The 22,157-nt window shown below is 51.5% G+C and carries 20 protein-coding genes and 1 riboswitch; of the genes, 6 read left to right on the top strand and 14 right to left on the bottom strand.

What is annotated here, in order from left to right; translation table 11 throughout:
* Positions 1 to 15: 15 nt before the first annotated feature.
* The 6 genes from PUT07_RS29505 to PUT07_RS29480 form a co-directional block, all read right to left on the bottom strand.
* Positions 16 to 759, bottom strand: coding sequence for a TerC family protein (locus PUT07_RS29505; RefSeq protein WP_274472362.1), 744 nt, complete (start codon positions 757 to 759; stop codon positions 16 to 18).
* Positions 760 to 786: 27 nt separating this feature from the next.
* Positions 787 to 2,025 (bottom strand): TerD family protein, encoded by a 1,239-nt coding sequence (locus PUT07_RS29500; protein WP_274472361.1) that lies wholly within the window; start codon positions 2,023 to 2,025, stop codon positions 787 to 789.
* A 78-nt stretch (positions 2,026 to 2,103) separates the two neighbouring features.
* A complete protein-coding gene (locus PUT07_RS29495; RefSeq protein ID WP_274472360.1) occupies positions 2,104 to 2,691 on the bottom strand; it encodes a TerD family protein in 588 nt (195 codons plus the stop codon).
* Between the two features lie 33 nt (positions 2,692 to 2,724).
* Positions 2,725 to 3,306, bottom strand: a complete 582-nt coding sequence (locus PUT07_RS29490) for a TerD family protein (protein ID WP_274472359.1) — start codon at positions 3,304 to 3,306, stop codon at positions 2,725 to 2,727.
* A 38-nt stretch (positions 3,307 to 3,344) separates the two neighbouring features.
* Positions 3,345 to 3,944 carry a TerD family protein gene (locus PUT07_RS29485; protein ID WP_274472358.1) on the bottom strand — a complete coding sequence of 200 codons (600 nt, stop codon included), beginning with the start codon at positions 3,942 to 3,944 and terminating at the stop codon, positions 3,345 to 3,347.
* A 108-nt stretch (positions 3,945 to 4,052) separates the two neighbouring features.
* Positions 4,053 to 4,499, bottom strand: coding sequence for a tellurite resistance TerB family protein (locus tag PUT07_RS29480; RefSeq protein ID WP_274472357.1), 447 nt, complete (start codon positions 4,497 to 4,499; stop codon positions 4,053 to 4,055).
* Positions 4,500 to 4,727: 228 nt separating this feature from the next.
* On the opposite strand from PUT07_RS29480, the gene PUT07_RS29475 reads away from it, so the two are divergent.
* The 4 genes from PUT07_RS29475 (at position 4,728) to PUT07_RS29460 (ending at position 9,847) form a co-directional block, all read left to right on the top strand.
* Positions 4,728 to 6,251: a spore germination protein gene (locus PUT07_RS29475; RefSeq protein ID WP_274472356.1), complete on the top strand. Its 1,524-nt coding sequence runs from the start codon at positions 4,728 to 4,730 to the stop codon at positions 6,249 to 6,251.
* Entirely contained in the window at positions 6,241 to 7,329 is a 1,089-nt protein-coding gene (locus PUT07_RS29470; RefSeq protein WP_274472355.1) for a GerAB/ArcD/ProY family transporter, read from the top strand. The genes PUT07_RS29475 and PUT07_RS29470 overlap by 11 nt, the downstream gene beginning before the upstream one ends.
* Positions 7,326 to 8,519, top strand: a complete 1,194-nt coding sequence (locus PUT07_RS29465) for a Ger(x)C family spore germination protein (RefSeq protein ID WP_274472354.1) — start codon at positions 7,326 to 7,328, stop codon at positions 8,517 to 8,519. The genes PUT07_RS29470 and PUT07_RS29465 overlap by 4 nt, the downstream gene beginning before the upstream one ends.
* 242 nt (positions 8,520 to 8,761) lie before the next feature.
* Positions 8,762 to 9,847, top strand: a complete 1,086-nt coding sequence (locus PUT07_RS29460; RefSeq protein WP_274472353.1) for a GerAB/ArcD/ProY family transporter — start codon at positions 8,762 to 8,764, stop codon at positions 9,845 to 9,847.
* 47 nt (positions 9,848 to 9,894) lie between these two features.
* Here PUT07_RS29460 and PUT07_RS29455 read toward each other — a convergent pair whose 3' ends face one another.
* Positions 9,895 to 10,548, bottom strand: a complete 654-nt coding sequence (locus PUT07_RS29455) for a CAP domain-containing protein (protein WP_274472352.1) — start codon at positions 10,546 to 10,548, stop codon at positions 9,895 to 9,897.
* A gap of 7 nt (positions 10,549 to 10,555) precedes the next feature.
* Positions 10,556 to 10,690: riboswitch (cyclic di-AMP (ydaO/yuaA leader) on the bottom strand.
* Between the two features lie 197 nt (positions 10,691 to 10,887).
* On the opposite strand from PUT07_RS29455, the gene PUT07_RS29450 reads away from it, so the two are divergent.
* The gene (locus PUT07_RS29450) at positions 10,888 to 11,112 is read left to right on the top strand and encodes an alpha/beta-type small acid-soluble spore protein (RefSeq protein ID WP_274472351.1); all 225 of its coding nucleotides are present in this window, start codon (positions 10,888 to 10,890) and stop codon (positions 11,110 to 11,112) included.
* A gap of 64 nt (positions 11,113 to 11,176) precedes the next feature.
* On the opposite strand, the gene PUT07_RS29445 is transcribed toward PUT07_RS29450, so the two are convergent.
* The 6 genes from PUT07_RS29445 to PUT07_RS29420 all read right to left on the bottom strand — a co-directional run bounded on the left by PUT07_RS29445 (position 11,177) and on the right by PUT07_RS29420 (position 18,466).
* On the bottom strand, positions 11,177 to 12,025 hold the full coding sequence (locus PUT07_RS29445) for an ATP-dependent DNA ligase (RefSeq protein ID WP_274472350.1): 849 nt from the start codon (positions 12,023 to 12,025) through the stop codon (positions 11,177 to 11,179).
* 71 nt (positions 12,026 to 12,096) lie between these two features.
* Positions 12,097 to 12,408: a hypothetical protein gene (locus PUT07_RS29440; RefSeq protein WP_274472349.1), complete on the bottom strand. Its 312-nt coding sequence runs from the start codon at positions 12,406 to 12,408 to the stop codon at positions 12,097 to 12,099.
* 131 nt (positions 12,409 to 12,539) lie between these two features.
* Positions 12,540 to 14,072 (bottom strand): extracellular solute-binding protein, encoded by a 1,533-nt coding sequence (locus tag PUT07_RS29435; protein ID WP_274472348.1) that lies wholly within the window; start codon positions 14,070 to 14,072, stop codon positions 12,540 to 12,542.
* Between the two features lie 78 nt (positions 14,073 to 14,150).
* Complete coding sequence (locus PUT07_RS29430) at positions 14,151 to 15,029, bottom strand: carbohydrate ABC transporter permease (protein WP_274472347.1); 879 nt, start codon at positions 15,027 to 15,029, stop codon at positions 14,151 to 14,153.
* Positions 15,030 to 15,047: 18 nt separating this feature from the next.
* A complete protein-coding gene (locus PUT07_RS29425) occupies positions 15,048 to 15,905 on the bottom strand; it encodes an ABC transporter permease (RefSeq protein WP_379240993.1) in 858 nt (285 codons plus the stop codon).
* 311 nt (positions 15,906 to 16,216) lie between these two features.
* Positions 16,217 to 18,466, bottom strand: a complete 2,250-nt coding sequence (locus tag PUT07_RS29420) for a helix-turn-helix domain-containing protein (protein ID WP_274472346.1) — start codon at positions 18,464 to 18,466, stop codon at positions 16,217 to 16,219.
* A 185-nt stretch (positions 18,467 to 18,651) separates the two neighbouring features.
* On the opposite strand from PUT07_RS29420, the gene PUT07_RS29415 reads away from it, so the two are divergent.
* Positions 18,652 to 20,841: an alpha-galactosidase gene (locus PUT07_RS29415; protein WP_274472345.1), complete on the top strand. Its 2,190-nt coding sequence runs from the start codon at positions 18,652 to 18,654 to the stop codon at positions 20,839 to 20,841.
* 214 nt (positions 20,842 to 21,055) lie between these two features.
* Here PUT07_RS29415 and PUT07_RS29410 read toward each other — a convergent pair whose 3' ends face one another.
* Positions 21,056 to 22,072, bottom strand: a complete 1,017-nt coding sequence (locus PUT07_RS29410; RefSeq protein WP_274472344.1) for a glycoside hydrolase family protein — start codon at positions 22,070 to 22,072, stop codon at positions 21,056 to 21,058.
* Positions 22,073 to 22,157 lie beyond the last annotated feature (85 nt).

Raw genomic sequence — 22,157 nt, 5'->3', positions numbered from 1 at the left:
TAGTTCCGTTGTATGTTAGCTGGCGGATTTCTCTTTGCCTTTGTTGCGCAGCAGACTGAAGATAATCGTACCGCCGAACAATGCGATAATGACGGAGAAGAAGACCACGTGGGAAATATGGAACCCAAATGCACCGGCAATCATCTTCAGACCGATCACGATAATGAGAATAAACGCCGTTTTCTCCAGTTCTGGAATTTTGTCAATGAGCTTCAAGAAGACTTGAGCAACACCCCTCATCATGAGTACGCCCAAGATACCTCCGAGGAACAATACCCATACTTCTTCACTGACACCAAAAGCAGCAAGCACACTGTCCACGCTAAATGCGATGTCCATGACTTCTACCGCAAGAACCGTACGCCAGAAGGACATGCCTTTGCTTTTCACTTCGCCATTTTCATCGGTTTCATGCTTCTTGAAGAAAAGATTGCTGATGGCGATCCATAGGAGATACGCACCGCCGAGTACCTTGATCCATGTGATTTTGACTAAGAACGTACCGACACCGATGGCAACAAATCTAAAAATGTAGGCACCTACAAGTCCGTAGAACAAAGCTTTCTTCTGTTGTTCCTTCGGCAAATGCCTTACCATGACGGCAAGTACCAACGCATTATCCGCGGACAGCAAGCCCTCCAAGATAACTAGCGTACCGATAATCCCCCAACTCACGGGATCTGTCAATGTCTGGGACAGCACTTCCCAACTAAAAAAGTTTAGGAAGTTATTGATAAAACTATGAAAAAAATCTGCCATGCCTCGACCCTCCTGAATTTTCCCTTGTTATTTACTGCCTGCGACCCATCGCATCCCCCAGCCAAACGCTTCATCCAACTGTTTGTGGCCGGAGAAGTATTGTACGAGCCGTTCGATGCTGAAAGTCTCGTTATTCTGATTACGAATGAGTGCAATGGCGCACATGCCTTGGCGATTGTCGTGCTCGTTCAGTTTCACTTCAATGTCGGGTCCGCCGTCCTGCTTAATGGAGACGACACCGTCGGCTTCAGACCAGGTGGTTGCACCTTCGTAGATAAAGGTAAAGACTAGAATTCGTTCAAATTCCGCAAGCTTGTTGCCGTTAATTCGGATGTTCTCGCCCGTTTTCACTGAGCCTGTCCGATCGTCGCCGTCCAGTGCTATGTAAGGCTCTCTTGTCAGAGATCCGAAACGATTACCGAGCGCTTGAATAACGCCTTTTTCACCGTTTTTCAGTTCATATAAACAGGCCAAATCCAAATCAATGCCTTTGCTTTTACCGAAAAAGCCTGTCGATTTCTTCTGATTCCAGTTCAAATTAATGAGAATTTCCCCGAGTCGGCCCGGCGGCTTCTTCTCTAGTGAGATGCGGTCACCTTTCTTCTTCAGTTCAATCTTGGTCAGATTAACCGGAGTTGGCGGGGTAACCGGCGGAGGACTAGGGGGAGGCGTCTGCTGGACAGGCGCCGGCCCCGGTACAGGAGCGGAAGGCTCGTCCTTGACCTCAATGCCGAAATTGCCGCACAGCGCTTTAAGACCGCCCGAGAAACCGGATCCAATCGCACTGAACTTCCACTCTGCGCCGTATCTATATAATTCCCCTACGACAATAGCTGTTTCGACGGAGAAATGATTTCCCAGTTCATATCGCAACATATCTTGCCCAGTTTCTGGATGAAAAATCCGAATATAAGCCTGGGTCACTTGGCTGAATTGCTGCTTAAGCTTCTCACCGTCATGAATGGTGAGTGTGAAAGCAACCTTCTCTACATTGGCCGGCACACCCGTCAATTGAATGGAGAACTGCTTTCTATCTCCGCCTTGATTCGGGTTGTCGATGAAACTAACACCGTTCTTGGTCGGATTGTTATAGAACACAAGCTGTTCGTCATTGTCTACTTTTCCGCTTGCACCTAACAGAAACGCGGAAGTATCCAGATCATGGCTCGCCGGAGCGTTCCATCCGATCCCGATTCCAATCTTCGTAAGTCCTGGGTTTGTTTTGGTCACATCCGCTTTCTGACCTTTGACAACTGAAATATGCATGGGGCAGTCCCTGTCCCTTCCGTCATTCATAATTGAAGGGGTGATGCCTTGCATGCACCACCCCGTCTGGTCTACGGCTTATTGCGCATCTAGACCGTAATTTTTGCAAAGCGCTTGAAGTCCCCCTTGGAAACCGCTGCCAACAGCTTGGAACTTCCACTCTTGGCCTTGGCTGTCCCTGTACAATTCACAAATGACAACCGCAGTTTCGATGGAGAAATCTTCACCCAAATCATAGCGTAGAATTTCTCGCCCTGTCACTTCGTCCATGAGCCGTACGAACGCATTGGAAACTTGTCCGAAATTCTGGTTACGGCTCGTGCCTTCATGGATTGTTACAGCGATGCCTACACGATGGATGTGAGCCGGAATTTTGGAGAAATCGACTTTGATCTGCTCGTCATCGCCGTCTCCGTCACCTGTCCGGTTATCCCCCGTATGCTGAACCGCACCGCCCGCGCCAACCAAGTTGTTATAAAAGACGAAGTCCTCTATGCCTTTGGCTTTGTTATCCGCATGAAGCAGGAAGGCCGAAGCGTCTAAATCGAAAGAATGACCGCCGCTGTATTTGTTCGTGTCCCAGCCTAAGCCGATGATCGCTTTCGTTAAACCGGGGTTCGTCTTGGTCAGGTCGATTCTTTGTCCTTTGGACAAGCTAATCGTCATGTTGACAACAACTCCTTAACCTGAGTGTACTTCTTAGGAAGTTTGCAGACCGTAGTCGCGTGCCAGACCGGCCAGACCGTCTTTGTAGCCGCTGCCGATCGCGCTGAATTTCCACTCTCCGCTGTGACGGTACAATTCGCCGATAACAACGCCCGTCTCAATGGAGAAGTCCTCGCCAAGATCATAACGAATCAATTCTGCGCCTGTGCCTTCGTTCAAAATACGAACATAAGCGTTGGATACTTGTCCGAAGTTTTGGCCTCTTGTGTCGGCTTCGTGGATCGTGATGCAGAACGCAATCTTCTCTGTTTCTGCTGGAATCGCTGTAAGATCAACGCTAACTTGCTCGTCATCGCCGTCTCCTGCGCCCGTACGGTTGTCACCGTTGTGCACAACGGATCCGTTTGCATTTTTCGGGTTGTTATAGAAGATGAAGTCGGATTCGTTGCTTACTTTGCCGGATGCGTTCGCGCAGAAAACGGAAGCGTCCAAATCGAAATCCTTGCCTCCGTCATATTTGTTCGTGTCCCAGCCAAGACCTACGATTACTTTCGTTAAACCCGGGTTTGTTTTTGTCAAATCGACTTTTTGACCTTTAGATAATGAAATTGCCATGGATAATAACCTCGCTTCTTATATTAGTTTATTTGATCTTACATATAGCGTTTGACAAGTTGTCCGATTGTCGTGTCCGTGCTGCCTTCGCCGATGGCGTTGAATTTCCACTCGCCGCTATGACGGTAGATTTCACCGACAATCAGGGAAGTTCTGCCGGCATAGCTGTCCGTCAAACTGAATTTGACGAGTTCTTGTTGGTTGGCAGCATTCAGAATACGAATGTACGCGGATTGAACCAGACCGAAGTCTTGTTTTCTATTGACACAATCGTAGATATTAACCACGAAAATGATTTTGCTGACGTCCGCAGGCACTTGATTCAAATTCACAGTAATTTGCTCGTCATCGCCATCGCCTTCGCCTGTCCGGTTATCGCCGGAGTGAACGACAGAGCCGTCAGGGCTTTGCAAATTGGCGAAGAACACGACGTTCTTCTCTTTTGTCAATTTGCCGTTCTCGTCCAACAAAATTACGGAAGCATCGCAGTCAATCTCAACGGCTGTTTTTTTCGATCCGAAAAAGCCCTTCTTCTCAATTACCGCAGGGTCCCAGCCCAAACCTACAACTACCTTAGAGAGACCAGCATTACCTTTTGTTAAATCGATTTTCTGACCTTTGACCAAATTGATAGCCAACGCGGTCACCTCCCTCAACAGTGTGTTTTATCGTTTGCTCACTATTTGATACGGATGAGTGCCCATCGCGTTTCATAAGTTTCGATTAAATTTTTGTGAATTCGACGCTCACAGACTGAATTCGGCAGGATTGAGGCTTAGCGTGGCACAAATGTCACGGACGACACGCTTCTCGCTATCGTCGAAATCGCCGTCGGCAGCCCCGATCGCACAGCAAACAGCGATGATAATGCGGCCGACTTCCGGCTTATTGCTGAATTTGCCTATCGCCTTCATGGCTTCTTGCTTCCCGACCAATCCGGAGAATTCGAAGTTACTTGCATAATGGTTAAAGCGCGCAATCACATTGCTGACATCGAATACTTTGAGCTCTTCGCTGCGGGAAATATATCCGATCATTTTCTCCTTTTCTTGATTGCCGATACTTCCGTCCGCAGCGGCAACGACTGCACAGCCGGCTACAACGGCATCAAGAAAATCCTTGTTTTGAAATTTTTTGACCTGGTCGGTCAAGCCTGTTTTGGCACTGGTAAACCAAGATTTAAATGTACTCATTTTCGGCACCACCTATTCGTCAGATGACAGATTTTGGCTATCTGGCACAAATTTATCCACAATAGCGCTACAATTTCAGTGTAATCGAAACGAAAGTCGTTTTCAAATTCTGGGAATCGAAGCGTGTCATTTTGTGGCGTATTTTAGGATTCAAACGAAGCTGATGGTTAGTTTAGCAAACTCATTTATTGGACAAACAGATTATTATCACATCTAAGGAGTGTTCTTATGGATGCTAGTTTGTCGAATTCATTAGACACTGTCGTTTCTTCACTGGACGATAACCTTCGTACGCTGAAGGTTATTTATTATAGATGCAAGGATGTCAATTATCACAATTTCATCATAGGAGGTACGACCCGGGCGTTAGTCGTGTATATCGAGGGAATGGTCAACCTGGATTTATTGGACAGGAACGTCCTGACCCGCTTACTGGACGAATCGGTCGAAGAATGGAATGAAACGGAGAAAGAGCTCTCATCCATTATTTCCATATCGGACGTCAAGGAAGTAGCGAAGTTTGCCGATATTGTCGCGAATATATCCAGCGGGAGTGCCGTCCTTCTCATCGATGGCATAGCGGCCGGTTACTCGCTCGGCATCGCCTATTGGGAGAAGAGAAGCATCGAAGAACCGTCCGCCGAGTCCATCATTCGCGGACCGCGCGAGGGCTTCACCGAGACGATGATGGTGAACACCGCGATGCTGCGCCGGAAGATCAAGAGCCCTGCGCTCAAGATGATGGCCTACCAAGTGGGGCGGCATACGCGCACGGAGGTAGTCATCGTCTACATGGAGGGCATCGCCAACCCGTCGCTGATCGAAGAGGTGGAACAGCGGATTGCCGACATCGACATCGACGGCATCCTGGAAAGCGGCTATATCGAGGGCATGATCGAAGATAATCCGCTGTCTCCGTTTCCGCAAATTCAAGTGACGGAACGTCCCGATGTCGTATGTGCCGCGTTGCTGGAGGGCCGAACGTCGATTCTGGTGGATGGAACGCCATTCGCCCTAATCGCTCCGGCAACACTATTCTCGCTCCTGCAGTCGCCTGAGGACTATTACCAAAGGTTCATTATCGGAACCTTCATCCGGTGGCTGCGTTATTTATTTTTCTTCATCACGCTGCTGCTCCCTTCGCTCTATGTCGCGATTCTGACCTTCCATCAAGAGATGGTGCCTACGTCCCTGCTGCTCAGCGTCGCCAAATCCCGGGAGGACATCCCATTCCCCGCATTGGTGGAAGCGCTGCTGATGGAAGTTTCTTTCGAAGCGCTGCGCGAAGCCGGGGTGCGGCTGCCCAAACAGGTTGGCGCTGCGGTTAGCATCGTCGGGGCGCTGGTCATCGGTCAGGCGGCAACGTCCGCCGGCCTCGTATCGGCCCCCATGGTCATGGTCGTCGCTATTACCGGGATTGCCTCCTTTATGATGCCGCAGTACACGACGGGGATCGCTTTACGGATGCTTCGCTTTCCCATCATGTTCCTGTCGGGCCTGCTGGGCCTGCTCGGTCTCATGCTCGGATTCATCGCGATCGTCATTCATCTGTCCTCGCTGCGTTCGCTCGGCGTGCCGTACCTGCAGCCGCTCGCACCGGTGAAAAGGTCGGAGATGAAAGATGTGCTCGCCCGAGCCCCCATCTGGGCGATGCGCACCCGTCCCAAATTCACAGGAAGAGCAAACCGGATCCGGCAGCCGAAGGGGCAGCAACCAGTACCGTCCGAAGGGGATGATACCCATGATCGATAAAGGCCGCATCTCTCCGCTCCAAGTCGCCATTCTCCTGCATCCGACTATCGCCGCTACGGCGGCGCTTTCGGTTCCGTCCATCACGATGAGAACCGCCGGCATCGATATGTGGATGACGCCTATCCTTGCGGCGATTGCGGGGATCATTACGGTATATGTCATGTACCGCTTGTTTTTGAAGTTTCCCGAGCTTACGTTCATTCAGTATACCGAATCGATTCTAGGCACATATGCAGGCAAAACCCTCTCCGCCTTCTTCCTGTTCTCCTTCTTGTTCACGAACGGGCTCGTCCTGCGCGAATACGGGGAATTCGTCATCGGCAGTTTTCTTCAGGAAACCCCGATGGCCGTCGTCATTTTTGGCATGGTCGCGGTATGCGCCTATGTCTTGTATGAAGGAATCGAGGTGCTGGCCAGAAGCTCGCAGATTCTGGTCCCTGCGGCTGTGCTCATCATTTTCTTCATGGTCGTTCTGCTCATTCCCGATCTTCATCCGAAAGAGATGTTTCCCATTATGGGAAACGGCCCGCTTCCGCTGCTGGTCGGCTCGTTGGTCCCAGCCTCTTGGTTTACACAGTTTTATATCTTGACCTTTCTCTTCCCTTTGATCAACCGTAAGGAACATATACTGACTTGGTGCTTCATTAGTGTAGGATCCGTGATGTTCACACTGCTAGTGATTAATCTGACGATACTGCTCTTATTCGGTCCGCTTACCGTTCAATTTAACTACGCGTTCCTCGTGGCGGTTCGGTACATTTCCATCGCCGACTTCATGGAGCATGCGGAATCGCTGTTGATGGCCATCTGGATTATCGGCATGTTCGTCAAAATTTCGTTAATCTACTATGCCACCGTCCTCGGTACGGCCCAGTGGCTGGGGCTGCCCGATTATAAGGCGCTCATCGTTCCGGTAGGTATCCTTATCATCCTTTTCAGCTTCTGGGTGTCGCCAAATTTCGAAGAGCTCAAGCGTACGCTTGGAACAACCATCCCGTTCCTGGGCATGCTCACGCAGCTCGGTATCCCGTGCGCTCTGCTGCTTGCCGCCAGCTTCAGAAGGGGGCGGCAAGGATGATCCGCTTGGGGAAGCTTGCCGTTCTATCCTGCCTCTTCTCGGTGGTAGCGACAGGCTGCTGGGACCGTACAGAGGTTAACGATCTAGCGCTCGTCACCGGAGCGGCTATTGATAATTACGACGATAAACTCATCGAAGTCACGATTCAGATTTTCGTCCCGCGCAGCTCAAATGCCGGGGGCGGGATGGAAATCAGCAGCAAAGGAGGCGGCAGCCAAACCTCCTTCGTTCGATCGGCGGTCGGCGTGAATATTGCCGACGCCCTGTCCAAGCTGCAGGAGAAGCTGCCTCGTAAAATTTTCTGGGGACATACGGAGATTATTATTTTCGGCGAAGCCCTGGCGCGCGGCGGCATTCGTGATGATATCGATTATTTGATGAGAGCCCCGCAGCCGAGAGAGCGTGCTTATGTCTATGTGTGTAAGGGAAATGCGCGGCAGATTCTTGAAATGAATACGAGGCTTGAGCGGAATACGTCCGAAGTCATGAGGGAGATCGGCAAAAGTAAAATTATTCTTAGTGTCACGATGGCCGATTTGGCGCAAATGCTGGCGAATCAATCCGGTTCAGCAGCGTTGCCGCTCCTCGAAATCCTCTCCCCGAAGTCGCCTAGCAATCCGGATCGATCGGAAAGCTTCGTGAATGCTTCCGCCGTGTTTAAGGACGATAAAATGGTCGGCAGCATCGATGACGTTACAACGCGCGGTCTATTATGGCTGCGGAATGAAATGAAAACCGCGGTCATCACCGTGACACCGGAAGGCGTGAGCGGGACTGTTTCTCTGCGGCTGCTCAAAAGCAAAACAAAGCTGGAGCCCCTCATCGAGAATGGCAAATGGCAAATGAACGTCTGGATTCATACGGAAGACGACGCCATACAGAACACGACGAAACTGGACTTGGTCACCAACCCCGCAGCCGTCAAAGCCGTAGAAGCCGCTATGAACCGAGATATTGAGAACCGCGTCGGACTTGCGTTGCGGAAATTGCAGCAGGAGATGAAGACGGACATTTTGGATTTCTCCGGAGAGTTTCACCGTGCTTATCCGAAGGAATGGCGGGAAAACAAAAAACGTTGGGATGACATTTTCCCGCAAGTCGAAGTCACCGTTCATTCCGACGCCAACATGCTGCGTCCAGGGTTATCAAGCGTAAGAAAGTTAGATGAAGGAGAGGAAACATCGAAATGACGTCTAAGGATATTCCGGCATTCATGCTCGTGAGCTTGCTCATTACGGTAATCCAATGGTTTTACCGGCTGAGACACGCACCTAAGAAAGAACGGGCGGCCTACCTCTCGATTCTAGCCTTGTGCTGGATTCTCGCTATATCACTGGTGATAAATCCCAGGTTGCCCGGCCCGAGTCAACTTGTCAACTACCTCTTTCACCCGCTAGGCCAACTTCTGGAACATTAAGGAGCTTATATGGACATGCGAATCAGCGGGAAACAACTATTCTGGATGATGATGACCATGCAAATCGGCATGACAGTCCTGCTGACCATTAACCCGTCTATACGAATGGCCAAGCAGGATGCGTGGATTTCAACGCTTTGCGCAACCGGCATCGGGGTCGGAATCGCTTATGTCTGCACCCGCGTGAGCCTGGTGTTCCCTGGGCAGACGCTTATGTCCTACGCCAAGAGCATATTTGGCCGTTATCTTGGGCAGGGGGTTGCTTGGCTGTATTTTATTTACTGGTACAGTGTGCTTGCGGTTATCCTACGGCAATATGCGGAGTTCATTGTCGCAACCATTTTGCCCAGAACGCCTATCCTCGTTCCCATCCTCGGCATGCTGCTCGTAGCCGTTTATGTAACTTACTCCGGCATAGAGGCGCTTGCCCGATGCTGCGAGATGCTGGGGCCCATTACGCTGCTAGGCATTGCGATCCCGGTCCTGCTGAGTATGAAAAATATTCATCTCGACAACATCCTCCCCATCTATGCCGACACCGGTGTGAAGGTAATTCTTCAAGGGGCGCTGCCGACCTCGACCTTCCTGGGCGACTGCATGATGCTGTTAATTCTGCTGGCCTTCGTGTCCAAACCGACGTCAGGCGTAAGACCCGCTCTGCTCGGCGTAGCGATAACGGGACTGGTTACGAGCATTTCAACGTTCCTGATCGTATCCGTTTTCGGAGAGCGTACCGCCTCCGGCCAGACGTATCCTTATTTCAATCTGGTACACTATATCAGCTATTACGATTTCTTTCAAAACCTGGACTCCTTCGTGGTTGCGATCTGGATTATGAGCGTGTTCACCAAAGTGTCCCTGTATTTCTTCATCTGCACCTACGGCACCGCCCTAGGCCTCGGCGTTCAAAAGTGGCGACGCCTGATGGGGGTAGTCGCTCCGGCCGCGGTCCTTATCGCCGTGATCCCGCGGGACTTCATCGAAAGCTCGGTCATCTTCCCGCAGAAAATTGCCATCCCGTTCTTTTTCCCGTTCTATTCGGTCAGCCTGCCATTGCTGATGTGGGGACTAGCCCATTGGCGGCTAAATCGGCATAAATAAAGCCCTTGGTTCTCTCGCCGGGAGAGTCCAAGGGCTGTTCGTTTCGATTAGTTTTGGATGAATTCCTGCACCCATACACCGTTGTAATAAGCGACGCCGATTTTATTGAAATTAGGGCTTAAAATGTTTTGGCGATGTCCTGTGCTGTTCATCCATGCGGTCATCACAGCTTCAGGCGTTTGCTGTCCTTTGGCAATATTCTCGCCTGCATAAGAATAACGAATGCCATAAGAGCTCATCATATCGAATGGGGAACCGTATGTCGGTGAAGTATGATCGAAGTAACCGTTATTGTACATATCCTTTGCTTTGTCCAGCGCCATGCCGGTCAGCGCGGTGTCGCTCGTCAAAGCTCCAAGACCTGCTTTGGCCCGTTCCTTGTTCACTAGTGTGACAACCTGGCTGGCGAAAGCGGATTGTGCGGGCGCCGTCTGCGCTGGCGTTTGCGTTTGAGAGCCTCCTGCTTGGGCAGCTCCGGGAATGTTCAGCTTCATGCCGGACCAGATGACATTCGGATTCGCCACTTGCGGATTAGCCTGAATAAGCGATGTGAGGCTGACGCCATATTTCTTGGAAATAAGCCACATCGTATCGTTGTCCGCCACCGTATGCGTAGCCGTCGCGGCCATCGCCGCAGTTCCTCCCATCAGAACGCTCAGGGTCAATGCGCTTGTTACGATGAATTTGGTATAACGTTTCATGCTGCTATTCTCTCCTTCTTACGGCCTGCGAGGTTAGCTGTCGGATTCGGGTCAAAGAGGAATCACCCGGCCGCTGTTCTGCGGCTTCACCCCAAAGATTGGGTCCCCCGTGCTTCCGGAGAAGCTTCGGCCTTCTAGGTTTTAGATCCATAACGGATCTTTCCGATTGTAACACGCGGATATCGCGAAAACATGGCACAAAATTTTCCACCGGTAGATTGCAAACGCATTCAAACTCTATTGTCACGTTTTTGAACAAGTATTTTTTTTTCAATACGCATGCATAAATAACCAAAACTTCCACAAACTACTCGTACACCAAATAAAGGAGTGAACCCCATGGCTAGCAACAGAAACAGCAATTCCTTAGTTGTCCAGCAAGCAAGAGCAGCTCTTGACCAAATGAAATACGAGGTCGCGCAAGAGCTCGGTATTCAGATTCCGCAAGACGGATATTACGGGTTCATGGCAACGCGCGATACCGGCGCGATCGGCGGACACATTACAAGAAGACTTGTGCAAATCGCCGAACAACAACTAAGCGGGGCGGCATTCAGACGCTAAACTCCGCCTAATAAACAAAAAGACTGTACCACCACTTCCTCCTTGGTGTTCCAGTCTTTTTTGTTTATGCCCTGACAAATTCCATGAAAACAGGAGATCGCAGCTTGCCGTTCTTGGTCCAGTTCCGTGTCTTGATTCTTGCCATGAGCCGCGGTTCCATGTAGACAAAATGTTGGTCTTCTTTCAAAACCAGACGCTGCCTGACTCCGTCAAACAGATTCTGCTGCAGAGGGGTAAGTCCTGTCTCAATGACGCCGGCCGGAAGCTTGGCGCCATTCGCCGAGTCGATCGATGCCAACAGGGCAAAATTGTGCTTGCGGTAACCGGAAATATAGACATCCGCATACGTCCAATTGATGACCTTCTGCCACTGTCTGGAGCGTTTGTTGCTCTCGTATTTGAAATGATCCTTCTTGGACTTCAGAACGATGCCTTCAAGCCCCCGCTCTCGGATTGTTTCGAAATAATCGACCGCTTTACCTTCATGAATCTTGATCTTACGATAATGGCCATTCTCGACAAACGCTTGATCGAGCAGTTCTTTGCGCTTAAGCAAAGGCAAGCCTGTAATGTCAATGCCCTTATGCCGCAAAATATCAAAGGCGACAAAAATAACGGGCGTTCGGTCCGTCGGAGACAAAAATCTCGCGGACATCGCCTCGAAATCAGGCCTGCCTTGATCGTCCATCATGATCAATTCTCCGTCAAGAATCGTTCCTTCCGGCAGCGGACAGTCGAACAGTTCCGGAAATTTGTGCGTAACCGATTGACCGTCTTGCGTATATACATAGAGTTTATCCATATGAGAAACAATACATCTAAGGCCGTCTAATTTCACTTCAGCTATATGATGTTTACTGTTATAAGGTCTGTTATCTTTGGCGTCTTGCAGAAGCATAGGAGCAATGAACATGTGAGATCACCCTATGTAAGATGATACTGCATGGCCGTTCTCCTGCCTATAGGTACTTGAAGGAAACAAGCTTAGCTCAGGTTGGCGTAGGCAAAAAAACCGCCCAGCGGCAAAATCCAGATGAGGGGAATACAGTTCCAAAGAAGTGCGGCTCTGTATCTCCGGCGGGAGAACATGAGCCACCCGGCAATGAGCGCTGTCAGCACGCCCGCAGGGTACAATAAGATGGCTGCGAAGATGAGCCAGGTTGTGGCCTTGCCTGCCGCATCAGGGCTATCGAACATCATAACCGACATACCGGCAATAAACATCCATACCAGGATAAATAAAAGATAGAAAATTTGCGTTGCAATTAGTGTCCAGAGCGTTGGTTTGCGATTCACGGATCAGCCTCAATTCTATTATGTATGCTTCTATTAAATAGAACGAGCGGCCGATGTGTCAATGAGAAAAATCGTGGGCTATTTTGAAAAAAAGCTGTCCCCGGCTGATAGCCGGCAACAGCCTCTTGCATTTATTTCCCATTCTTCGCGTACTGCGCGCTGAACTCCTCAATCACTTTGTCTCCGCCGGCTTTTCTCCACTGCTCGATCGCCTGCTTCCAGCCTGCCTCATCGATTTTGCCTAGGATGTATTTCGTCCGGGCGTCGTCAATAATCGGCTTCAACTCGCTGCCTTTGGTCGTTTGCGTTTCGGAAACGAGCGGATTCGTCGGATTGTTCACCGCAATTGCTTCGTTTTCTTTGATCATTTTACCGTACTTCTCCATAAGCGGGGTTTCTTTGCCTGTCGTTTTGGCCGTATACTTGGCAATCTGGAGCTGCAAATAGCTGGAGCCGACCTCGGTATCCTGAAGCTTCTGATCGATAAATACCGGCTTGCCGTCCTCCATCTTGTAATGTTTCCCTTCAATTCCCCAGCCCAGTAAATCCAGCATCTTCTGATCGGACAGCTTATCGTAGAAGCCGAGAATTCGCTTCAGTTCCGCTTCTGTTTTCACGCTGGATTTGGGAAACATGAACACGCTGTTGTAACCTACCCCGCCAGGCAACCTTTCGCCTTTGGGCCCTTGGATCCGGGAGACAACGTCGATATCCGCGCCTGGGAACGATTTGGCAAGCGTGGCTTGGTAGCCCGCTCCATCAATCATATTTGAAATAACGGCGCCAGCTTTGCCTTGGTTGATATCATCTTTCTTCTGCTGATTGTTCAGAACAGGGAAATCCTGCTTGATCAGCTTCTCATCATACAGCTTCTTATAGAATTTCATCGCTTCGAAATATTCAGGTGTAAGGAAATCCGGACTCAACTTGCCGTCCTTCACTTCCCATGAGTTCGGTGCGCCCAAGATGGAAGCCACGACGCCGAAGCCGTCCATCGTTTTCTCCTCCGTCAAGCCTACTGTATCGGCCTTGCCGTTCTTGTCCGGATCGTTAAGCGTAAACGCTTTTAGAACGTTATACAAATCATCTAGCGTCTTCGGTGCGCTTAAGCCGACGTTTTTCAGCCAGTCGCTGCGGAACAGGATGCCGTAGGTGGACAGATCGCGCGCCCGGAACAAGCCGTATATTTTGCCATCGACCTTAATGTTGTCGAACACCGCCGGATTCATTTTGGACAAGTTCGGGTAATCCTTTAGATAAGGGCCGATTTCCCAGAATACGCCGGCACGAACCGCGCTCAAAATGTTGGAATCCTTGTTGTTCTGCACGAGCAGCGCCTTAGGAAGCTCGCCTGATGCGATGGTGACATTGACTTTTTCCTTGTAGGAGGAGTTCGGTACCCAGGAAATGTCCAATTTCGTGTTCGTATAAGCTTCAATCTGCTTCTGAACTTCGCTGTCCGCTTTAGGCGGCTCTGCATACATGAGCGTCATGACGCTCAGCTTCAAAGGCTCCTGGCTGGCAGCCGGCGCACTGCTTGAACCTGCGCTTCCTCCCGCAGCCGGATTCGTTTCGTTCCCGCAGCCGGCAAGCAGCGCAGCTGCGCCTACCATAACTCCCATTGCAGCCAGTCCCGTTTTTCTCATTCCCGCATGTTTCTTCATTGTGGCAATGCCTCCCCATAGTCTTATTCTATATGAATGCTGCCCGATCACAATAGTTTTCGGGCCTGTTACCGGCTGTTACCCTTTCACCGATCCGAGCAGAACGCCTTTCGCGAAATGCTTTTGCAGGAACGGGTACACGATCAGAATAGGTACCGTCGAGATGACGATAACGGCCATCTTGATGATGGTTGACGGCGGAGCGATGTAGTTCTGGTCGAACTGGGTGGAGTCTCCGATCCCGCCTTGGGATAAAATGACGATCTGCCTCAGCCACACTTGAATCGGCCACATTTTCGAATCGTTGATATACATGATCGCGTTGAAAAAGGTGTTCCAATGCCCCACGGCATAAAACAGGGCAAAGGTGGCCAGCACCGGCGCCGAGAGCGGCAGCACGATCCGGAAAAGCAGTCCGACATCGCTGCAGCCGTCGATTTTGGCTGCCTCTTCCAGCCCTTCCGGCAGCTCGCGGAAAAAGCTCACGACCACGATGAGATTGAACGCGCTGATCGCATTCGGTATGAGCAGCGACCAATAGCTGTTCAGCATGCCCAACGCTTTGACGACGAGGAACGTCGGCAGAATGCCGCCGTGAAACAGCATCGTGAAGACGATCATCATCATGAACAGCTTGCGCCCGGCAAAATCCGCCCGTGATAGCGGATAGGCGAGCAGCGACGTGAACAATAAGTTAATGAAGGTTCCGGCCACCGTAATGCCGATCGTGACGAATAAGCTGTTGACAATGGTTTGCGTCGAGAAAATATAACGGTACCCTTCCAGCGAGAACGTCGTCGGGAACAGGATGAATCCGCGCCTCAGCACTTCCTCCGGCTCTGCAAAAGAAACCGAAATAATGTAAATGAACGGCAGTAGTGTGACCAGGGCGAATAAACTGAGAAATGTGTAATTGAAGCCGTCAAACATACGGCTGCCCAAACTTCTGTTGATCATGGATCACCAATCCCTTCTTTAATACAGGCCGCTTTCGCCGAATTTTTTGGCCAACCGGTTGGCGCCGACCACCAGCACCAGACCGACGATCGACTTGAACAATCCGACGGCCGTACTATAACTGAATTGGCCTTGCTGAATGCCGACATTGTAAACGTACGTATCGAATACTTCGCCTACCTCGCGGTTCATGGCGTTCAGCATCAGGAAGATTTGTTCGAAACCCGTATCCAGGAACGATCCGAGCCGCAGAATGAACAGAATGACAATGACACTGCGAATCGCCGGAAGCGTAATATGCCATAATTGGCGGAACCGGTTGGCCCCGTCGATTCGGGCCGCCTCATACAGCTGCGGATCCACGCCGGCCAGCGCCGCAAGGAAAATAATCGTCCCCCAGCCCGTTTCCTTCCATACCACTTGCGAAACGATCATCGTCCGGAACCACTCGCTGGAGATCAGAAACTCCACTTTCGGCAGACCCAATGAGACCAGCAGATCGTTGACAATCCCGCCTTCAGTCGTAAAGAAAATGTAAGAGATCCCGACGACGACCACCCAAGATACGAAATGGGGAATGTACACAATCGTCTGGATGCTGCGCTTGAACACTTCCCTGCGCACTTCGTTAAGAAGGAGCGCCAGAATAATCGGCAGCGGGAAGAAAAAGACGAGATTGTACACGGCGAGGATAATCGTATTTTTGAACAGCATGCCGAACGACGCGTCAAAAAAGAATCTCTCGAAATGTTTCAGTCCCACCCACTTGCTGTGCAGCATCCCTAAAGCCGGCTGGTAGTCTTGAAAGGAAATCAACAGCCCCCACATGGGCAAATAACGAAAAATAATGAAATAGAGCATGCCGGGTAGCGCCATCGCGTACAGCCATTTGTTTTTCAGCAAACGGCCCAGCCTCCGGCGAGCCTTGCTTTTGGCACCCGTATCCGCTTGTAACGGTTTGGAAGTCAGTTCCACCTTCGCCTCGTCCTCCTCGTTTGATGTGACAGCGTTAGCATATCGAGGCAGCAAATTGCTTGCAATAATCAGCAGCGCTCCATCTGCTTGAATACCTGGTGAAACCCGCTATTTCAAGCTGCATCATCATCTGTATAATCATCAGCGGCCCTCGGAATAATCATTGAACGACGCCAAAAAGCCACCCGTATGGGTGGCTCTTGAATAAATCGTCAACTCGATTTGCGAATCTGCTCCCTGTACTGGCCGGGCGTCATGCCTTCGAGCTTGCGAAATTGACGGATGAAATTCTGGGCATTCGTGTACTGCAGCCTTTCGGCGATTTCGGTAATTTTCATCTCGGTCCCGCTGAGCCAGCTCTTGGCCATGTCATGCCGGTAACCGGATAAGTAATCGCTGAAATTCATGCCGGTTTCTTTGCGGAACATCCGGCGGATGTAGTGTGTGCTGTAATTTAATTGCAGCGCGCACTGCTCCAGCGTCAACTCGCTGTCGTAGTGGGCGTGAATGAGATCCATGACCGAGCGTGAGATGCTTTTGCCCGACGTTTCGTGCCGCTTGCGGGTCAGCTCCATCATCGGATCGATCATTTGCACCTTGAACCAGGCTTCGATCTCCTGCGGAGTCTTCAGCCGGAGCATCTGTTCATAGGCGTTGCGCTGATCGTGCGACAGCACCTCTCCGGCATCGTACAAGACCCGGAGGAGGTCCGTCAGCAGCATGGCGAAGGACATCCGGTACACGTTCGGATCGGTCTCTACGCGCAGCACCTCCATAATAAACTGCTGAAGCAGTTCGCCCGCCTTGTCTTTATCCAGAAAAGCGATCGCCTGCGTCAATTCCGACACCAGATGGTGCGGATAATAATGACTGGGCGCCTGCTTCGGCTTCAGATCGTCGAGATGAAGAATCGCTTTCTCCCCTAGTCGAATGCGGTACTGCAGCGCTTCCTTGGCTTCAAGGAAGGCTCCGGCCGTCCCGAACAAGTGGTCATAGGGCCGGGAGATGCCAATGCTGACCTTGAGGCCGAGATACTCGTCCGCTGCGCTTTGCACCGACATGGCCAGTGCGCTCCACTCGCCGAGCAGGTCCATGCGGTCCTCCGTATCGCTGCCTACTAGGATCGCTTGGTAATTGCCGATCGGCATGGCATGGATGCGCTTCGGCATTGGGATCAATTCCGCAGCCATATTGTTAATGGCGAATAGTAGGAGATCCTGCTCACTCGAGCGGTACCGTGTCTGATCGAGCGTATCGATCTGCAGCACCATAACGGCATAGCGCCTCCACGCCGGCAGCTGGAACCGCAGCGCTTGCTCCTCCATCTCGCTGCGGTGCAGCTCGCCCTGAAACAGCTTCAGCATGAAGTAATCGACGAGCTGACCGGCCTGGATTTTCATTTGGCCTTCCAATTGTTCCTTGGATTGATGCAGCGAAGCGACCTGATGGCCGATCCACTGGAGCTCGTCCTTCACGGCTGAGCCCCCGCCTTGCTGCTTGCTATGGCGCATCGTGAACTCCATGAGGCTGCGCACCGGAAAATACATGCGCTTGGACGCCCAATAGGAGAGCAGCGCAGCAAGCAGCAGCAGCACGATGCAAGCTGTAAGCGTAGCCCATCCGATCGCTGCGGATTCCTTCTTCGCCTCTTCCAACGGAATGACCGATACATAAGTCCAATTATTGTAGCGGGATTGATTGTAGATGATGCTGTACGGCTTGCCGGACACCGTGCTGTTGATGTATCCCTGCGAATGACCGGGCTGCTTCAACTCCTTGGCCCATGGCTCGGCAAGCACATTTTGCCCGATTCTGGCCGGATCGCTGTGGATGATAATGTTCATCTTGTCATCCACAACCATCGTTTCCCTTGTCGAGAAGCCGCCTGTCAGCAGCTTGGCCAATTCCGTATTCGACATCCGGACGAATAGATAACCCTTCGGCTCTGCAGCCAGTGCCGGGATCGTCTTTACCAGTTTAATTCCGGCGAAAGAGGCATCCTGATCTGGCATCCACCGGGACGTATAGACGGAATTTAAATCATTAACCGTTTTGGTCGTATCCGTGCCGAAATAGAAGCCCCCGTCTTTGATGAACCAACGGTACTGCAAGCTGTGCAGCTCCACGGATTTGACGCCAAGTTCATACGTCTGGACGCCAAGCAGACCTTTGACCAACAGCTCGATATCTTGAAAATCTTCAATTTCCATTCGCCTGCCGACGGCATTCACGACGAAAGGCGTCTCCGCATAGCGGCCCGAGACTTGGTCGACGACTTTGAGAATCTGCTCGACCCGGCTCTGCGATTGCTGCAAAATAAATACATTCGCTTCGTTCACCTTAGCTTGAACGGTGGAGGTCGACTGAAAGAAAGCGTATACACCTAAGCATAGCAAAGGCAGAGCGCTGATGAGCGACGTCGTCACGATGAGTTTGATCAGAAATGAGTAACGCGAAGGCATAAATTCCTCCAAAATCAGTCCATATTCGTGGTCTCATTGTAACATATGCCGCATGAATTTGGGGATAGTCTACATCCCTACATATTCATCCTCCTTTTCTCCATAGGAATTTACGGCGATTGTGATTATTATGGATGGATATTCTAACTAGAATGAATGATAGAAAGTATGAGGTGTTTCTTCTTATGTCCATCCTGTTTGATGCTCAGCAGCGCTTATTTCATTTGCAAGCCGGCCGTTCCAGCTATGTGCTGCACATTTATAAATCGGGTCATTTGGCCCATCTGTACTGGGGAGATCCCGTCCGTGACGTGAAGCCGGATCGTCTGATCCGCACGACGGACCGCGCATTCTCTCCGAATCCCGAGCCGCCCGACAGATCCTACTCCTTGGACATGCTTCCGCTCGAGTACCCCGGCTACGGCAACTCCGACTTCCGTGCGCCGGCCTATCAAGTGCAGCTGGCTAACGGGACGACGGTGACCGATTTGAAGTATGTCTCTCATACGATTACCCAGGGCAAAGCCCCGCTGACTGGACTGCCTGCCACCTATACGGAAGATGACGCTGAGGCGCAAACGCTGGAGATTGTGCTGGAGGACAAGCTCATCGGGCTTCAGGCGATTCTGAGCTACACCGCCTTTGCCCGGCATGAAGCCATCGCCCGCAGCATCCGGTTCGTGAATCTAGGCCAAGAGCCGCTCCGGCTGCTGAGAGCGCTCAGCCTCAATGTGGATTTCCCGCATGACAAATTCGACATGCTGCACCTCTCCGGAGCTTGGGCAAGAGAACGCTACATCGAGCGGAGAGCGCTTAAACCGGGCACGCAATCCATCGAGAGCCGCCGTGGTGCGAGCAGCCATCAGCATAATCCGTTCCTGGCCCTGCTTGCGCACGGTGCGACCGAGGACAGCGGCAGCGTATACGGCTTCAACCTCGTATACAGCGGCAATTTCCTGGCATCCGTCGAGGTTGACCAAATGTATACGACGCGCATTGCCATGGGGATCAATCCGTTCGATTTCTCCTGGCTGCTGGAGCCTGGCGAGTCGTTCCAAACGCCGGAAGCGATCATGGTGTACTCGAACAAGGGCCTTACCGGCATGTCCCAGACGTTCCACGAGCTGTACCGGACACGCCTCTGCCGTGGAGCATTTCGCGACAAGCCGCGTCCCGTGCTTATTAATAACTGGGAAGCAACGTATTTCGACTTTAACGCTGAGAAAATCGAACAAATCGCAAAGGCCGGCCAAGAGCTTGGCATCGAGCTGTTCGTGCTGGATGACGGCTGGTTCGGCAAACGGAACGACGACACGACCTCGCTGGGCGATTGGTTCGTCAATGAGGCCAAGCTGACGGATGGCTTGGAGGATCTAGCCGTTCGCGTCAACCGCTTGGGCTTGCAGTTCGGTCTCTGGTTCGAGCCCGAGATGATTTCCCGCGACAGCGAGCTGTACCGGGCCCACCCCGACTGGTGCCTGCACGTGCCGAACCGCACCCGGTCGGAAGGACGGAGCCAGCTCATTCTCGACTTAACCCGCCCCGAGGTGTGCGACTATATCGTCAATACGGTTTCCGGCGTGCTGGCTAGTGCACCCATTACCTATGTGAAATGGGACATGAACCGGCATATGACGGAGATCGGCTCCGCCGCATTGCCGCCGGAACGTCAGAGAGAGACTGCTCACCGTTACATGCTGGGCTTGTATGCGGTTATGGAACGGATCACATCCGCCTTCCCGAATGTGCTCTTCGAGAGCTGCTCCGGCGGCGGCGGCCGGTTCGATCCGGGCATTCTGCACTATATGCCGCAAACATGGACCAGCGACAATACCGATGCGGTCGTGCGCTTGAAGATCCAGTACGGCACAAGCCTCGTCTACCCGATCTCCTCGATGGGCGCCCACGTCTCCGCTGTGCCGAATCACCAGGTGCACCGGATGACAACGCTGGCCATGCGCGGAGATGTCGCGATGTCGGGCAACTTCGGCTACGAGCTGGATCTGACGACGTTTACGGATGAAGAGCGCGAGCTTGCCAAGCAGCAAGTCGCCCAGTACAAAGAGCTGAGGGAATTCGTGCAATTCGGCCGCTTCTACCGTCTCTTGAGCCCGTTCGAGGGCTTGGATGCCGCTTGGATGTTCGTATCCGAGGACGGCCGGGATGTGTTGGCATGCTACTTCAACATACTGGCTGAGCCTAACGATCCGTTCAAGCGCCTTAAGCTGAAAGGGCTCGATCCGCAGCGTAATTACCGCGACCTGAGCAGCAACGACGTATACGGCGGCGACGAGTTAATGTATGCGGGACTGCCTCTTCCTCGTCAGCGCGGCGACTTCCAAAGCGCGCTCTACCGCTTCCGCATCGAAGCCTAACTATTATAGCCCGAATAAAGCCTTGCGAAATGCTTCACTTCGCAGGGCCTTATTCGGGCTTTCATGTTACGGGCAGGCCACACGAATAGCCTGCCGATTACCATTCCGCTGCCGTACCACCCTCTTGGCGGCACCTTGAAGAGTTCGAGCCTCGTAATTTTCATCAGTGGCTGCCTGCTTTTCTTTTGGCCATTCAGTTCTCTTCTTCAAATGGCTAAACGAGCGGAATAAACACACTGAACGAATGCGACCGACGGTCCGGCATGTTCACATCTACGGCCCCGAACAACACTTGCGGGACGCCGTCTTTAATCAATAACTGGGGCCTCTCCAGCTTGGTTCCACTGAAAGTGCCATCCTCCCATTGAAACTCGTTCCCCAAAGCTTTCGGTTGAGCTGCCGCTTGCCAATTCAACCCGTCATAAGATTCGAATAATGCAATTCCGCCGTTCTCACCTGTGAAGATCCCTACGACATCCCGCGTTAAGGCGTAATAACGGTCAAGATCATGCCAAATAAACGGATCCTCCGCAACCATCCAATGATCACCTGTACCTGCATGTTCAAAAACATGTCCTTCTTGTTTGACATAAGGCCCTTCCGGTTTATCGGCAATAGCTGCTCCATAAAGCACTTGTCCGCCTTGCAAGCGATCGCAGCGAGTTATCCCCTTGTAGATTACAAGCACGCCCCCATCCGGACGCGTTGTCGCGCTGGGATTGGTAACCGCCAAGGAATCAAACGCAGTTGATTCATCACTAATATCGATCGCAGGACGATCGAAACGCTGCCATGGACCAGCCGGGTGCTCAGCCACGGCGACACCGATTCTCTGGTTATTGCGATATTCCCACCATTCCGGATCGGACATCGAAGCAGGCTGCCGAACCTTCGCTTTACCAGTCGTACCTGTATAATAGAGATAATATAAATCTCCAATTCTCGTTATTGTAGGGTTATGCGTGCAGACGCCGTCCCAATAACTTGCTCCTCTTCGCAGTAAGGCCACACTTTGGAACTCATACGGCCCTAACGCATGATCGGCTACGGCATAAGCAACCTCTGAATCCGTAACCCAAGCATAATGGCCTAAGCTCTTCGGCCACCGCGAATAAAGCATATGATACTTCCCGTCATGGCCTTCTACAACACTTGTACACCAGATATAGTACTCATCATCCATCATTTTTGCCGCGTGCGGAACTTGCTTCACTTTGGAATAAATGTCCATGAATAGGTGCCCCTTTCTTCTTCCCTGCTTCCTTCTGATTTAAGAAAATTGAATCGTCTTGTCTGACATTCCCAGCCTTATTGTA

This window comes from Paenibacillus sp. MAHUQ-63 (genome assembly GCF_028765165.1).
Classification (GTDB): domain Bacteria; phylum Bacillota; class Bacilli; order Paenibacillales; family NBRC-103111; genus Paenibacillus_E.
This window is presented reverse-complemented; position numbering and strand designations above follow the sequence as displayed.